Source organism: Escherichia sp. 94.0001 (assembly GCF_013369155.2).
GTDB lineage: Bacteria > Pseudomonadota > Gammaproteobacteria > Enterobacterales > Enterobacteriaceae > Escherichia > Escherichia coli_F.
This window is the reverse complement of sequence record NZ_JABWMS020000021.1, coordinates 1-15,460: the sequence shown is the minus strand read 5'-3', so window position 1 is coordinate 15,460 and position 15,460 is coordinate 1. Positions and strand designations below refer to the sequence as shown.

General features: G+C 49.5%; 13 protein-coding genes. 9 read left to right on the top strand and 4 right to left on the bottom strand.

The window, feature by feature from the left end; translation table 11 throughout:
• The first annotated feature begins 106 nt into the window (after positions 1–106).
• From tyrB to HEN33_RS12250, 4 genes are all read left to right on the top strand, one after another.
• Positions 107–1,300 (top strand): aromatic amino acid transaminase, encoded by a 1,194-nt coding sequence (gene tyrB / locus HEN33_RS12265; protein WP_176263876.1) that lies wholly within the window; start codon positions 107–109, stop codon positions 1,298–1,300.
• Between the two features lie 336 nt (positions 1,301–1,636).
• Positions 1,637–2,350, top strand: a complete 714-nt coding sequence (aphA, locus tag HEN33_RS12260) for an acid phosphatase AphA (RefSeq protein WP_001226928.1) — start codon at positions 1,637–1,639, stop codon at positions 2,348–2,350.
• A 110-nt stretch (positions 2,351–2,460) separates the two neighbouring features.
• On the top strand, positions 2,461–2,877 hold the full coding sequence (locus HEN33_RS12255) for a secondary thiamine-phosphate synthase enzyme YjbQ (protein WP_176263875.1): 417 nt from the start codon (positions 2,461–2,463) through the stop codon (positions 2,875–2,877).
• 3 nt (positions 2,878–2,880) lie between these two features.
• The gene (locus HEN33_RS12250) at positions 2,881–3,237 is read left to right on the top strand and encodes an MmcQ/YjbR family DNA-binding protein (RefSeq protein WP_000155657.1); all 357 of its coding nucleotides are present in this window, start codon (positions 2,881–2,883) and stop codon (positions 3,235–3,237) included.
• A gap of 207 nt (positions 3,238–3,444) precedes the next feature.
• Here the strand turns inward: HEN33_RS12250 and uvrA are convergent, their stop codons facing one another.
• Entirely contained in the window at positions 3,445–6,267 is a 2,823-nt protein-coding gene (gene uvrA, locus HEN33_RS12245; protein ID WP_000357740.1) for an excinuclease ABC subunit UvrA, read from the bottom strand.
• Positions 6,268–6,521: 254 nt separating this feature from the next.
• Between uvrA and ssb1 the strand changes: the two genes are divergently transcribed.
• Entirely contained in the window at positions 6,522–7,058 is a 537-nt protein-coding gene (gene ssb1, locus HEN33_RS12240) for a single-stranded DNA-binding protein SSB1 (protein ID WP_032185683.1), read from the top strand.
• Positions 7,059–7,157: 99 nt separating this feature from the next.
• Here the strand turns inward: ssb1 and HEN33_RS12235 are convergent, their stop codons facing one another.
• Complete coding sequence (locus HEN33_RS12235; RefSeq protein WP_001353535.1) at positions 7,158–7,439, bottom strand: YjcB family protein; 282 nt, start codon at positions 7,437–7,439, stop codon at positions 7,158–7,160.
• 429 nt (positions 7,440–7,868) lie between these two features.
• Between HEN33_RS12235 and pdeC the strand changes: the two genes are divergently transcribed.
• Positions 7,869–9,455: a c-di-GMP phosphodiesterase PdeC gene (pdeC, locus tag HEN33_RS12230; protein WP_032185684.1), complete on the top strand. Its 1,587-nt coding sequence runs from the start codon at positions 7,869–7,871 to the stop codon at positions 9,453–9,455.
• A gap of 2 nt (positions 9,456–9,457) precedes the next feature.
• Here the strand turns inward: pdeC and soxS are convergent, their stop codons facing one another.
• Positions 9,458–9,781, bottom strand: a complete 324-nt coding sequence (gene soxS / locus HEN33_RS12225) for a superoxide response transcriptional regulator SoxS (RefSeq protein WP_000019358.1) — start codon at positions 9,779–9,781, stop codon at positions 9,458–9,460.
• A gap of 85 nt (positions 9,782–9,866) precedes the next feature.
• Between soxS and soxR the strand changes: the two genes are divergently transcribed.
• The 3 genes from soxR to HEN33_RS12210 all read left to right on the top strand — a co-directional run bounded on the left by soxR (position 9,867) and on the right by HEN33_RS12210 (position 14,028).
• Complete coding sequence (gene soxR, locus HEN33_RS12220) at positions 9,867–10,331, top strand: redox-sensitive transcriptional activator SoxR (protein ID WP_000412424.1); 465 nt, start codon at positions 9,867–9,869, stop codon at positions 10,329–10,331.
• A 546-nt stretch (positions 10,332–10,877) separates the two neighbouring features.
• Positions 10,878–12,227: a guanine/hypoxanthine transporter GhxP gene (gene ghxP, locus HEN33_RS12215; protein ID WP_000106882.1), complete on the top strand. Its 1,350-nt coding sequence runs from the start codon at positions 10,878–10,880 to the stop codon at positions 12,225–12,227.
• Positions 12,228–12,378: 151 nt separating this feature from the next.
• Positions 12,379–14,028: a Na+/H+ antiporter gene (locus HEN33_RS12210; RefSeq protein WP_000402207.1), complete on the top strand. Its 1,650-nt coding sequence runs from the start codon at positions 12,379–12,381 to the stop codon at positions 14,026–14,028.
• Positions 14,029–14,195: 167 nt separating this feature from the next.
• On the opposite strand, the gene HEN33_RS12205 is transcribed toward HEN33_RS12210, so the two are convergent.
• The coding region (locus HEN33_RS12205) for a pentapeptide repeat-containing protein (RefSeq protein WP_242460289.1) at positions 14,196–15,460 on the bottom strand (1,265 nt) is incomplete at its 5' end.

Here is a 15,460-nt window from a genome sequence, read left to right as displayed (position 1 = left end):
CTTTTTGTTGCTAATTGTCGTTCACCCCTGAACATCCTCTCGATCTTCCCCACCTTCCGGTTTATTGTGTTTTAACCACCTGCCCGTAAACCTGGAGAACCATCGCGTGTTTCAAAAAGTTGACGCCTACGCTGGCGACCCGATTCTTACGCTTATGGAGCGTTTCAAAGAAGACCCTCGCAGCGACAAAGTGAATTTAAGTATCGGTCTGTACTACAACGAAGACGGAATTATTCCCCAACTGAAAGCCGTGGCGGATGCGGAAGCGCGCCTGAATGCGCAGCCTCATGGCGCTTCGCTTTATTTACCGATGGAAGGGCTTAACAGCTATCGCCATGCTATTACGCCGCTGCTGTTTGGTGCGGACCATCCGGTAATGCAACAACAGCGCGTAGCAACCATTCAAACCCTTGGCGGCTCAGGGGCATTGAAAGTGGGTGCTGACTTCCTGAAGCGTTACTTCCCGGAATCAGGCGTATGGGTCAGCGATCCCACCTGGGAAAACCACGTAGCAATATTCGCCGGGGCTGGATTCGAAGTGAGTACTTACCCCTGGTATGACGAAGCGACTAACGGCGTGCGCTTTAATGACCTGTTGGCGACGCTAAAAACATTACCTGCCCGCAGTATTGTGTTGCTGCACCCATGTTGCCACAACCCAACGGGTGCCGATCTCACTAATGACCAGTGGGATGCGGTGATTCAAATTCTCAAAGCCCGCGAGCTTATCCCATTTCTTGATATTGCCTATCAAGGATTTGGTGCCGGTATGGAAGAGGATGCCTACGCCATTCGCGCCATTGCCAGCGCTGGATTACCCGCTCTGGTGAGCAATTCGTTCTCGAAAATTTTCTCCCTTTACGGCGAGCGCGTCGGCGGACTTTCTGTGCTGTGTGAAGATGCCGAAGCCGCAGGCCGCGTACTGGGGCAATTGAAAGCAACAGTTCGCCGCAACTACTCCAGCCCGCCGAATTTTGGTGCGCAGGTGGTGGCTGCGGTGCTGAATGACGAGGCATTGAAAGCCAGCTGGCTGGCGGAAGTAGAAGAGATGCGTACTCGCATTCTGGCGATGCGTCAGGAACTGGTGAAGGTATTGAGCACAGAAATGCCAGAACGCAATTTCGATTATCTGCTTAATCAGCGCGGTATGTTCAGTTATACCGGTTTAAGTGCCGCTCAGGTTGACCGACTACGTGAAGAATTTGGTGTCTATCTCATCGCCAGCGGTCGCATGTGTGTCGCCGGGTTAAATACGGCAAATGTACAACGTGTGGCAAAGGCGTTTGCTGCGGTGATGTAATGTCGTTGGCAGGCGGATGAAAAGCCGCCTGCTCAATCATCAATAAGTGGGTATACGTATTTTTTCGGCTAATCGTACAAAGGAATGGGTTCTGATAAGCGATATTTCCTACTGAGAAAATAGAAGTTTTTATATCCGAATATTTTTACACGATAGAGAGCCATTAAGTTATTAAATACAACTAACATAGTCTGATCGCATGTGATCCTGCTCCCTTTCTTAACAAAAGCCGTAGATAACCCTTTTATTCCCTGGCAGCTGGCGTTATGGTCAGATGGTTTTTGCAACAAATCTCATAATAAAACGTTTCAATAGACTGACTATTTAGGGAAAAATATGCGCAAGATCACACAGGCAATCAGTGCCGTTTGCTTATTGTTCGCTCTAAACAGTTCCGCTGTTGCCCTGGCCTCATCTCCTTCACCGCTTAACCCTGGTACTAACGTTGCCAGGCTTGCTGAACAGGCACCAATTCATTGGGTTTCGGTCGCACAAATTGAAAATAGCCTCGCAGGGCGTCCGCCAATGGCGGTGGGGTTTGATATCGATGACACGGTACTTTTTTCCAGTCCGGGCTTCTGGCGCGGCAAAAAAACCTTCTCGCCAGAAAGCGAAGATTATCTGAAAAATCCTGTGTTCTGGGAAAAAATGAACAATGGCTGGGATGAATTCAGCATTCCAAAAGAGGTCGCTCGCCAGCTGATTGATATGCATGTACGCCGCGGTGACGCGATCTTCTTTGTGACTGGTCGTAGCCCGACGAAAACAGAAACGGTTTCAAAAACGCTGGCGGATAATTTTCATATTCCTGCCACCAACATGAATCCGGTAATTTTTGCGGGCGATAAACCAGGGCAAAATACAAAATCGCAATGGCTGCAGGATAAAAATATCCGAATTTTTTATGGCGATTCCGATAACGATATTACCGCCGCACGCGATGTCGGCGCTCGTGGTATCCGCATTCTACGCGCCTCCAACTCTACCTACAAACCCTTGCCACAAGCGGGTGCGTTTGGTGAAGAGGTGATCGTCAATTCAGAATACTGACAGAGCGGGAGAGCGTGATGCTCTCCCGAATGCTGTTTTTTTAATCACACCTTTATCCTTTCGCTGTCTTGCTGCAAACTGATTAAGAGAGTTTTATCAAGGAGCAGCACATGTGGTATCAAAAGACGCTCACGCTTAGCGCCAAATCTCGTGGATTTCATCTGGTAACGGATGAAATACTGCATCAGCTGGCTGATATGCCGCGCGTTAACATCGGTTCACTGCATCTGTTGCTGCAACATACCTCCGCCTCTCTGACACTTAATGAGAACTGCGATCCCACCGTACGCCACGACATGGAGCGTTTTTTCCTCCGCACCGTTCCCGATAACGGAAATTATGAGCATGACTATGAGGGAGCAGACGATATGCCTTCTCATATCAAATCCTCAATGCTGGGAACATCGCTTGTATTGCCGGTGCATAAAGGGCGTATTCAGACCGGCACCTGGCAAGGCATCTGGCTGGGGGAACATCGCATCCACGGCGGATCGCGTCGCATCATCGCGACACTACAAGGGGAGTAAAAAATGACCATTTCGGAGTTGCTACAATATTGCATGGCAAAACCAGGCGCAGAACAGAGCGTGCATAACGACTGGAAAGCGACGCAGATCAAAGTGGAAGATGTACTGTTTGCGATGGTGAAAGAAGTAGAAAATCGCCCAGCTGTTTCGCTGAAAACCAGCCCGGAGCTGGCGGAGCTGCTACGTCAGCAGCACAGCGATGTGCGTCCAAGCCGCCATCTGAATAAAGCGCACTGGAGCACCGTGTATCTCGACGGTTCGCTGCCAGATTCGCAAATCTATTATCTGGTGGATGCGTCTTATCAGCAGGCGGTGAATTTACTGCCGGAAGAAAAACGTAAATTGCTGGTGCAACTCTGAAAGGAAAAGGCCGCTCAGAAAGCGGCCTGAGAATGATGACAAACGCAAAATTGCCTGATGCGCTACGCTTATCAGGCCTACGTAATTTCTGCAATATATTGAAATTGCATGTTTTTGTAGGCCGGATAAGGCGTTCATGCCGCATCCGGCAAGAACAAAGCGCACTTTGTCAATAATCTGAGGCCGCTCAGAAAGCGGCCTTAACGATTACAGCATCGGCTTAAGGAAGCGTGCCGTGTGTGATGCTTCACACTCCGCGACGGTTTCTGGTGTACCGGAGACGAGGATCTCGCCGCCGCCACTGCCGCCTTCCGGCCCCAGGTCGACAATCCAGTCAGCGGTTTTGATCACGTCGAGATTGTGCTCAATCACCACGATGGTATTGCCCTGATCGCGCAGTTTATGCAGTACGTCGAGCAGTTGCTGAATATCGGCGAAGTGCAGACCGGTGGTCGGCTCGTCGAGAATATACAGTGTCTGCCCGGTGCCGCGTTTTGACAGCTCACGCGCCAGCTTCACGCGCTGGGCTTCACCACCAGAAAGCGTGGTTGCGGACTGCCCGAGGCGAATGTACGTCAGGCCAACGTCCATCAACGTTTGCAGCTTACGCGCCAGAGCAGGCACCGCATCAAAGAACTCACGCGCCTCTTCGATGGTCATATCCAGCACTTCGTGGATGGTTTTGCCTTTGTACTTAATCTCCAGCGTTTCACGGTTATAGCGTTTACCTTTGCACTGGTCGCACGGTACGTAAATGTCCGGCAGGAAGTGCATCTCCACTTTGATCACGCCGTCGCCCTGACAGGCTTCGCAGCGTCCGCCACGGACGTTAAAGCTGAAACGTCCTGGCGTATAACCACGCGCACGGGATTCCGGTACGCCCGCAAACAGTTCACGTACAGGCGTAAACACGCCAGTATAAGTCGCCGGGTTAGAACGCGGAGTACGACCAATTGGGCTTTGGTCGATATCGATCACTTTATCGAAATGCTCCAGCCCCTGAATATCGCGATAAGGTGCCGGTTCGGCGATGGTCGCACCATTCAACTGGCGTTGGGCAATCGGGAACAGTGTGTCGTTAATCAGCGTCGATTTACCGGAACCTGAAACCCCTGTGATGCAGGTAAACAGACCGACTGGCAGCGTCAGCGTCACGTCTTTCAGGTTATTACCACGTGCGCCTGTCAGCTTCAGCACTTTTTCCGGATTCGCCGGAACGCGTTTCTTCGGCACTTCAATCTTGCGTTTGCCGCTCATGTACTGCCCGGTTAACGACTCAGGCACCGCCATAATCGCTTCCAGGGGACCTTCCGCGACTACTTCACCGCCGTGTACACCTGCGCCCGGGCCAATGTCGATCACATGGTCAGCGGCGCGAATCGCGTCTTCGTCGTGCTCCACCACAATCACGGTATTACCGAGATCGCGCAGATGGATAAGCGTACCCAGCAGGCGCTCGTTATCGCGCTGGTGCAGGCCGATAGACGGCTCATCCAGCACGTACATCACGCCAACCAGGCCCGCACCAATCTGGCTCGCCAGACGGATACGCTGGGCTTCACCGCCAGAAAGCGTTTCTGCCGAGCGGGAAAGTGTCAGGTAATTCAGGCCGACGTTAACGAGGAATTTCAGGCGATCGCCAATCTCCTTAAGAATTTTTTCCGCAATCTTCGCTCGTTGACCTGCGAGTTTGAGATTGTTGAAGAATTCCATCGCATGACCGATGCTCATGTCGGAGATAGCAGGCAGCGGCGTATTCTCGACATACACATGGCGCGCTTCCCGACGCAGACGCGTTCCTTCGCAGCTGGCGCACGGGCGATTGCTGATAAACTTGGCTAATTCTTCGCGTACCGCACTGGATTCCGTCTCTTTATAACGGCGCTCCATATTGTGCAGCACGCCTTCAAACGGATGACGACGAATGGAGGTATCGCCGCGATCGTTCATGTATTTGAATTCAATGTTTTCTTTGCCTGAACCGTACAGCACCACTTTATGCACGTTCGCGCTAAGGCTGCCCCACGGCGCTTCGACGTCGAACTTATAGTGATCTGCCAGCGATTTCAGCATCTGGAAATAATAGAAGTTGCGGCGATCCCAGCCTCGGATCGCACCGCCAGCCAGCGACAGTTCCGGGTTTTGGATCACGCGATCAGGATCGAAATATTGCTGTACGCCAAGGCCGTCACAGGTCGGGCAGGCACCCGCCGGGTTGTTAAACGAAAACAGGCGTGGTTCCAGTTCACGCATACTGTAGCCGCAAATTGGGCAGGCGAAGTTGGCGGAAAATAGCAGCTCTTCCGCTTTTGGATCGTCCATATCGGCAACTACCGCGGTACCACCGGAAAGCTCCAGCGCGGTTTCAAACGACTCTGCCAGACGTTGGGTGAGATCGTCACGCACCTTGAAGCGATCAACCACCACTTCAATGGTATGTTTCTTTTGCAGTTCCAGTTTCGGCGGATCGGAAAGATCGCAGACTTCGCCATCAATACGAGCACGGATGTAACCCTGGCTTGCCAGATTTTCCAGCGTTTTGGTGTGTTCGCCTTTGCGCTCTTTAATGATTGGCGCGAGCAGCATCAGGCGTTTACCTTCCGGCTGCGACAGCACGTTATCCACCATCTGGCTGACGGTTTGCGCCGCCAGCGGTACATCGTGGTCCGGGCAGCGCGGCTCACCGACGCGGGCGAACAACAAACGCAAATAGTCGTGGATTTCGGTGATTGTCCCCACCGTAGAACGCGGGTTATGAGACGTCGATTTCTGCTCAATCGAGATGGCAGGAGAAAGCCCCTCAATATGATCGACGTCCGGCTTTTCCATCAGTGACAGAAACTGCCGCGCGTAGGCGGAAAGGGATTCAACGTAACGGCGCTGCCCTTCGGCATATAAGGTGTCGAAAGCGAGCGAGGATTTGCCAGAACCCGAAAGCCCGGTCACGACAATGAGCTTGTCGCGGGGGATAACGAGGTTGATGTTTTTGAGATTATGGGTGCGGGCGCCCCGAACTTCGATCTTATCCATTCACCTTTCCCGGATTAAACGCTTTTTTGCCCGGTGGCATGGTGCTACCGGCGATCACAAACGGTTAATTATGACACAAATTGACCTGAATGAATATACAGTATTGGAATGCATTACCCGGAGTGTTGTGTAACAATGTCTGGCCAGGTTTGTTTCCCTGAACCGAGGTCACAACATAGTAAAAGCGCTATTGGTAATGGTACAATCGCGCGTTTACACTTATTCAGAACGATTTTTTTTCAGGAGACACGAACATGGCCAGCAGAGGCGTAAACAAGGTTATTCTCGTTGGTAATCTGGGTCAGGACCCGGAAGTACGCTACATGCCAAATGGTGGCGCAGTTGCCAACATTACGCTGGCTACTTCCGAATCCTGGCGTGATAAAGCGACCGGCGAGATGAAAGAGCAGACTGAATGGCACCGCGTTGTGCTGTTCGGCAAACTGGCAGAAGTAGCCAGCGAATATCTGCGTAAAGGTTCTCAGGTTTATATCGAAGGTCAGCTGCGTACCCGCAAATGGACCGATCAATCCGGTCAGGATCGCTACACCACAGAAGTCGTGGTGAACGTTGGCGGCACCATGCAGATGCTGGGTGGTCGTCAGGGTGGTGGCGCTCCTGCAGGTAGCAATATCGGTGGTGGTCAGCCGCAGGGCGGTTGGGGTCAGCCTCAGCAGCCGCAGGGTGGCAATCAGTTCAGCGGCGGCGCGCAGTCTCGCCCGCAGCAGTCTGCTCCGGCAGCACCGTCTAATGAGCCGCCGATGGACTTTGATGACGATATTCCGTTCTGATTTGTCATTAAAACAATAGGTTATATTGTTTTAAGGTGGATGATTAAAGCATCTGCCAGCCATAAAAAAAGAAGCCTCCGTTATGGAGGCTTCTACATATCAAGTCAAAATCATTGGCCACTGTGGTGGTGTCTGATTCATCTGCTCCATCATCACCGACTCGATGTTGTGCCAGATGGCGGTGATATCCGCCATTGTGATGCCAAGCAATCCCATAGCGAACCAGCAGGCGGAAACCACGCCGAGACCGCTGCTGATCACTGCAAGTCCGATATAATCAGACCGACGAAAACGGATGTTAAGCGTGCTGGCCAGAAACATCATCACGGCACTAAGCAGCTGCCAGCGAAGAAGAACCACGCCAGTGGTGAGGGTAGCCATCAAACAATTCCTCTGAAAAGAGCCGATGCCGTGGACAGCGCGGCGTTGTTCACGGGAGGCGTGATACAATCTGGCTATCGCGGGGCTTGCAGAACACAAAAAAGAAACACTCTGTTTGTTTCATTAATTTTGTGAACTATATCACAATTGATTGTTTGTTAGCCAGATTAGGCCGTGACTTTTATTGCCGTACAGATTATGTGTTTTTTCAGCGGCATTAAGGGCATATCTTCCCGCCGCCTCTGCATTCCTGTAGGAAATTAATTTTGAATATCAATGAATTATTTTTATTCAGGTGACGATTAAAAAGGTATCAATTTCAAATCAGGCAAAAGTGCTATTTATACCGTAAGATTTATCTAAAGACGTCGATAACCAGGGTTCTCGCCTTGCAATGACCGGGTATAAACAGGCAGGAAATTGATAGCAATGAGTCATCATGCACGACACCAATTACTGGCGTTGCCGGGCATTATCTTTTTAGTTCTCTTTCCCATCATTCTGTCGCTATGGATTGCCTTCCTTTGGGCAAAATCAGAAGTGAATAGTCAGCTCCAAACTTTTGCTCAGCTGGCGCTGGATAAATCCGAGCTGGTCATTCGCCAGGCAGATTTAGTGAGCGATGCAGCAGAACGCTATCAGGGGCAAGTTTGCACTCCGGCCCATCAAAAGCGAATGTTGAATATTATTCGTGGCTATCTTTATATTAATGAATTGATCTATGCCCGTGATAACCATTTTTTATGCTCATCGCTGATAGCGCCTGTAAACGGTTATACGATTGCACCGGCCGATTATAAGCGTGAACCTAACGTTTCTATCTATTATTACCGCGATACGCCTTTTTTCTCTGGCTATAAAATGACCTATATGCAGCGGGGAAATTATGTGGCGGTCATCAACCCTCTATTCTGGAGTGAAGTGATGTCTGATGATCCGACATTGCAATGGGGTGTGTATGATACGGTAACGAAAACCTTTTTCTCGTTAAGTAACGAGGCCTCGGCAGCAACGTTTTCTCCGCTGATTCATTTGAATGATTTAACCGTACAAAGAAATGGCTATTTATATGCGACAGTTTATTCGACAAAACGCCCAATTGCAGCCATTGTTGCGACTTCATATCAACGTCTTATAGCGCATTTTTATAATCATCTTATTTTTGCGTTACCCGCCGGCATTTTGGGGAGTCTTGTTCTGTTATTACTCTGGCTACGTATTCGACAAAACTATTTGTCTCCCAAACGCAAATTGCAACGCGCCCTCGAAAAACATCAACTTTGCCTTTATTACCAGCCAATAATAGATATCAAAACAGAAAAATGTATCGGCGCTGAAGCATTGTTACGTTGGCCTGGTGAGCAGGGGCAAGTAATGAATCCGGCAGAGTTTATTCCGCTGGCAGAAAAGGAGGGAATGATCGGACAGGTAACTGATTATGTTATTGATAATGTCTTCCGCGATCTGGGCGCGTACCTGGCAACACATGCCGATCGCTATGTTTCTATTAACCTGTCGGCCTCCGATTTTCATACGTCACGGTTGATAGCGCGAACCAATCAGAAAACAGAGCAATACGCGGTGCGTCCACAGCAAATTAAATTTGAAGTGACTGAACATGCATTTCTTGATGTCGACAAAATGACACCAATTATTCTGGCTTTCCGCCAGGCCGGTTACGAAGTGGCAATTGATGATTTTGGTATTGGCTACTCTAACTTGCATAACCTTAAATCATTGAATGTTGATATTTTGAAAATCGACAAATCGTTTGTTGAGACGCTGACTACCCACAAAACCAGCCATTTGATTGCGGAACACATCATCGAGCTGGCGCACAGCCTGGGGCTGAAAACGATTGCAGAAGGGGTAGAAACTGAGGATCAGGTTAACTGGTTGCGTAAACGCGGCGTGCGCTATTGCCAGGGATGGTTCTTTGCTAAGGCGATGCCACCGCAGGTGTTCATGCAATGGATGGAGCAATCACCCGCGCAGGAGTTAACGCGCGGGCAATAAAACTACAGGCGGTGGCGATAATCGCTGGGAGTGCGATCAAACTGCCGACGGAAAACGCGGGAGAAGGTCTGCTGCGAGACATAACCCAGGTCCATTGCGATATCAAAAATCGGACGCTCGGTGGTGCGCAACTCAACGGCGGCCAGTAACAGGCGGCGTTGGCGAATGTAATCACCAAGTGTCTGATGCGTCACCGTGCGGAACATTCGCTGTAAGTACCACTTTGAATAGCCTGATTTTTTTGCGACGACATCAATGTTAAGCGGCTGGTCAATATGCTCGTCAATCCATGCGATAAGATCCTGAATAATTTTCTGATGGGACATAAATCTGCCTCTTTTCAGTGTTCAGTTCGTTAATTCATCTGTTGGGGAGTATAATTCCTCAAGTTAACTTGAGGTAAAGCGATTTATGGAAAAGAAATTACCCCGCATTAAAGCGCTGCTAACCCCCGGCGAAGTGGCAAAACGCAGCGGTGTGGCGGTATCGGCGCTGCATTTCTATGAAAGCAAAGGGTTGATTAGCAGTATCCGTAATAGTGGCAATCAGCGGCGATATAAACGTGATGTGTTGCGATATGTCGCAATCATCAAAATTGCTCAGCGTATTGGCATTCCGCTGGCGACCATTCGTGAAGCATTTGGCGTGTTGCCCGAAGGGCATACGTTAAGTGCGAAAGAGTGGAAACAGCTTTCGTCCCAATGGCGAGAAGAGTTGGATCGGCGCATTCATACCTTAGTGGCGCTGCGTGACGAACTGGACGGATGTATTGGTTGTGGCTGCCTTTCGCGCAGTGATTGCCCATTGCGTAACCCGGGCGACCGCTTAGGAGAAGAAGGCACAGGCGCACGCTTGCTGGAAGATGAACAAAACTAAAGCGCCACAAGGGCGCTTTAGTTTGTTTTCCGGTCTTTGTCTTTCTCTCTATCCCGCTGGTACACAGGAGGGTTTCCCCCGACGTCAACACACCTCATTCGAGCACGTGGTGGAGGTTCCGGTTGGTGTTGATGCTTTAATTGTATGTCACCGGCGTTTCTTTGCCAGTGTAAAAGTATACTTTTTAGCCGCAATATTTTTGTCATCTCAGACGATTTTTTATCGCAATCCTGAACGGTATGCGGCTCGATAACGCTGCAATCTTGCGCATCGACGATAACGTTTGCGCATCAATTGCCTGGTTTTTCATCGTCAAGACCATAAAAGAGAAAAAAGCAGCAAACTTCGGTTGAAAAAGCCGCTATGATCGCCGGATAATCGTTTGCTTTTTATTACCATCCGTTTTGTATGCGCGGAGCTAAACGTTTGCTTTTTTGCGACGCACCAAATTGTCGCAAACCTGGAGCAGGAAGATAACGTTTCGCTGGCAGGGGAATGTCCGCCACGCATCTTGACGAAAATTAAACTCTCAGGGGATGTTTTCTTATGTCTACGCCATCAGCGCGTACCGGCGGTTCACTCGACGCCTGGTTTAAAATTTCACAACGTGGAAGCACTGTCCGTCAGGAAGTGGTTGCCGGGTTAACAACGTTTCTGGCGATGGTCTACTCGGTTATCGTCGTTCCAGGCATGTTGGGTAAAGCAGGCTTCCCGCCTGCGGCAGTTTTCGTTGCGACCTGTCTGGTTGCCGGACTCGGTTCTATCGTGATGGGTCTGTGGGCTAATCTGCCGTTGGCGATTGGTTGCGCCATCTCCCTGACGGCGTTTACCGCATTCAGTCTGGTGCTGGGGCAACATATTAGCGTACCTGTCGCGCTGGGTGCCGTGTTCCTGATGGGTGTACTGTTTACGGTAATTTCTGCCACGGGTATTCGTAGCTGGATTTTGCGCAACTTGCCGCACGGTGTGGCGCACGGCACGGGGATCGGTATCGGTCTGTTCCTGCTGCTGATTGCTGCTAATGGTGTCGGTCTGGTGATTAAAAACCCGCTTGATGGTCTGCCTGTTGCGCTGGGTGATTTCGCGACCTTCCCGGTGATTATGTCACTGGTAGGTCTGGCTGTGATCATCGGCCTGGAAAAACTGAAAGTCCCCGGTGGCATTCTGCTGACCATTATCGGTATCTCAATTGTCGGTTTGATCTTCGATCCTAACGTCCACTTCTCTGGCGTTTTCGCCATGCCTTCATTGAGCGATGAAAACGGCAATTCACTGATTGGCAGCCTGGACATTATGGGCGCGCTGAACCCTGTGGTTCTGCCGAGCGTTCTGGCACTGGTGATGACGGCAGTATTTGATGCCACCGGAACTATCCGTGCCGTCGCCGGCCAGGCGAACCTGCTGGATAAAGACGGGCAGATCATCGACGGCGGGAAAGCACTGACCACTGACTCCATGAGCAGCGTTTTCTCTGGCCTGGTGGGTGCAGCTCCGGCAGCGGTATACATTGAGTCTGCGGCGGGTACGGCGGCGGGCGGTAAAACTGGTTTGACGGCTATCACCGTTGGCGTGTTGTTCCTGCTGATTCTGTTCCTCTCTCCACTCTCTTACCTCGTTCCGGGTTACGCAACGGCTCCGGCGCTGATGTACGTTGGCCTGCTGATGCTGAGCAATGTGGCGAAAATTGACTTTGCTGATTTTGTTGATGCGATGGCGGGTCTGGTAACAGCAGTATTCATCGTACTGACCTGTAACATCGTAACGGGCATTATGATCGGCTTCGCGACTCTGGTGATTGGTCGTCTGGTTTCCGGAGAATGGCGCAAGTTGAACATCGGTACGGTCGTCATCGCCGTGGCGCTGGTGACCTTCTATGCGGGCGGTTGGGCTATCTAAGCTTTAATAAGATTCTGAAAACGGGTGGCAATGGCTGCCCGTTTTTATTTTCTCCGCACATTGTGTGAGCTTTTGCGATATTCTGAAAAAATGAGAATTCAGGCATAACGCCTTTCTCAGATCATAAAAAAACATCGCAAACAGGGAACGCATGGAAATCTTCTTCACCATACTGATAATGACCCTCGTGGTCTCGCTGTCCGGGGTGGTCACTCGTGTCATGCCCTTTCAGATCCCGCTTCCGCTTATGCAAATCGCCATCGGTGCGCTACTGGCGTGGCCGACGTTTGGTTTGCATGTGGAGTTTGATCCTGAACTCTTTTTAGTCTTGTTTATCCCGCCGTTGCTGTTCGCAGATGGCTGGAAAACGCCGACCCGTGAATTTCTCGAACATGGTCGGGAGATTTTCGGCCTCGCGCTGGCGCTGGTGGTGGTCACCGTGGTTGGCATTGGCTTCCTTATTTACTGGGTGGTGCCGGGCATTCCGCTGATTCCCGCCTTTGCGCTGGCGGCGGTGCTTTCTCCGACCGATGCTGTGGCGCTTTCCGGTATTGTTGGCGAAGGGCGCATCCCGAAAAAAATCATGGGTATTTTGCAGGGCGAAGCGTTGATGAATGACGCCTCCGGCCTGGTGTCATTAAAGTTTGCTGTGGCAGTGGCGATGGGGACGATGATCTTCACCGTCGGCGGTGCAACGGTGGAATTTATGAAAGTGGCAATAGGCGGTATTCTCGCCGGTTTTGTGGTGAGCTGGCTGTATGGTCGTTCGCTGCGATTCCTGAGTCGCTGGGGCGGAGATGAACCTGCGACGCAGATTGTACTGCTGTTCCTGCTGCCATTCGCTTCTTATCTGATTGCCGAACATATTGGCGTTTCCGGTATTCTTGCTGCGGTTGCCGCCGGGATGACCATCACCCGCTCCGGTGTAATGCGCCGTGCGCCGCTGGCGATGCGCCTGCGTGCAAACAGCACCTGGGCGATGCTGGAATTTGTCTTCAACGGTATGGTATTCCTGCTGTTAGGTCTGCAGTTGCCGGGTATTCTGGAGACGTCGCTGATGGCGGCAGAAATCGACCCTAACGTCGAAATCTGGATGCTGTTTACCGATATCATTCTGATTTATGCGGCGCTGATGCTGGTCCGTTTTGGCTGGCTGTGGACGATGAAAAAGTTCAGCAACCGTTTTCTGAAGAAGAAGCCGATGGAGTTTGGTTCGTGGACCACACGAGAAATCCTGATTGCGTCTTTTGCCGGGGTGCGTGGGGCGATCACACTAGCCGGTGTGCTCTCTATCCCGCTGCTCTTGCCGGATGGCAACGTCTTCCCGGCGCGCTATGAGTTGGTGTTCCTGGCGGCTGGCGTCATTCTCTTTTCGCTGTTTGTCGGCGTGGTGATGTTGCCCATTCTGCTGCAACACATTGAAGTCGCAGACCATTCGCAGCAGTTGAAAGAGGAGCGTATTGCGCGAGCGGCAACGGCAGAAGTGGCGATTGTGGCAATCCAGAAAATGGAGGAGCGTCTGGCGGCGGATACCGAAGAGAATATCGATAACCAGCTGCTCACGGAGGTCAGTTCTCGCGTCATTGGTAACCTGCGTCGTCGCGCCGATGGACGTAACGACGTTGAAAGTTCCGTGCAGGAAGAGAACCTTGAGCGTCGCTTCCGTCTGGCGGCATTGCGTTCTGAACGTGCTGAACTGTACCACCTGCGCGCCACGCGGGAGATCAGTAACGAAACGCTGCAAAAATTATTGCACGATCTCGATTTGCTTGAAGCGTTGTTGATTGAGGAAAATCAGTAAGCCGAAAGCGACGTAACCAGGCCCGAGGTAATCTGAAAAAGGTGCAATCTTTTGCACCTTTTTCAGATTACCTCGGGCTAACATTCATGATTCTAAAATAAATAAGTCAGAAGTCCGTGAGTATCTCTCTTTTAAAGTCAATTCATTGGCTATTCTTCGGCTTAATCTCAATCTGCGTATTGCATAGTATCTTCAGTGGTATTCATAGACACTTCCTGAATATTATGCTCAGTTTGTGACATGCCAGTATGAGTGGCACAATCCTCTTCAAAGAGTTTCTGTAGTGTTATCAGGATATCACTATTAATGGGAATATTATCCTCCCCACGGAGAATGGATATGCCCATTCCCTGGACGATAGCCTCATCGAAATTAACCCGATAGAAACGGGTATTAAACATCCAGGCTTTTGTTAAAATAGAACAGTTGAAATGGCAATTGCTTAAATTGGCATTATTAAAATTAGCATTAGCCATATTAGAATCGGTACATATAACCATTTCGAGGAACGTATTTGTCAGCCGCGTAAAAAAGAGTTTGCTATTAATTAAGTTTATATTCTGGAGGGTTGCTTTGTTCAGGTTGACGCGAGAAAGATTAGCATGTTCAAAGTTAATTAAATCGAGTTTAGAGAAACTAAGGTCGGCTCTAAATAAATTAACATATGGCGCTATTACTTTATAAAGATTCACCTCAGCCATGTACGCCATATAAAAATTTGAATAGTCAAGGAAGGTGTTTTTAATTTTAGCTCTAATCATTGTTGCATTGAAGAATTCAACATGCATAGCGGAGCATGCATTTAGAGTTCCGTCAGTCATTTTTATCTGAGCGAAATTTGAGTCATCGAGAATACAATTATCAAAAATTATTTTTTCCATTATGGCAAAATTAAAATTCGTTTGATACATATTACAGCCCTGGAAAATAGCATTTTGTAGTCTGCAACCTGCAAAATCCGAATTGGATAAATCTTCATCTTTAATCCTGATACCTTTCAGGCTAAGGTGTGAAAAATCGTAACCACCATTTACTGTCTGTGGGATTTCGATAGTATTATTATGGACAGTGACATTATTTATAAAATACACTACCTTAATTGATACTTCCTTATCTTTATTAAGGTAAACTCTTCTCGTAATTCTATCGTCATATTTATTACTTGCATATAAAGCTATATCTATAAAATATTTATGAATTTTCCTGTCAGTTTCTTTAGTGATTTTTCCTGATGGTAAAGTATCATAAGTTCTTTTCATTTTCTGAATCAAGCCTATCACTTTTTCATGATCATCCATTTTGAAAAGAGAGAGGGCTTTATTGTCAATTAACGTGTCTTTATGATGTTTGCTATAATTATCTGATTTTGTTTTCTTTGTATGTGATGGACTTGTGACAGAGTGTGTCTCTTTAATCAGGCAAAGAGGGACAA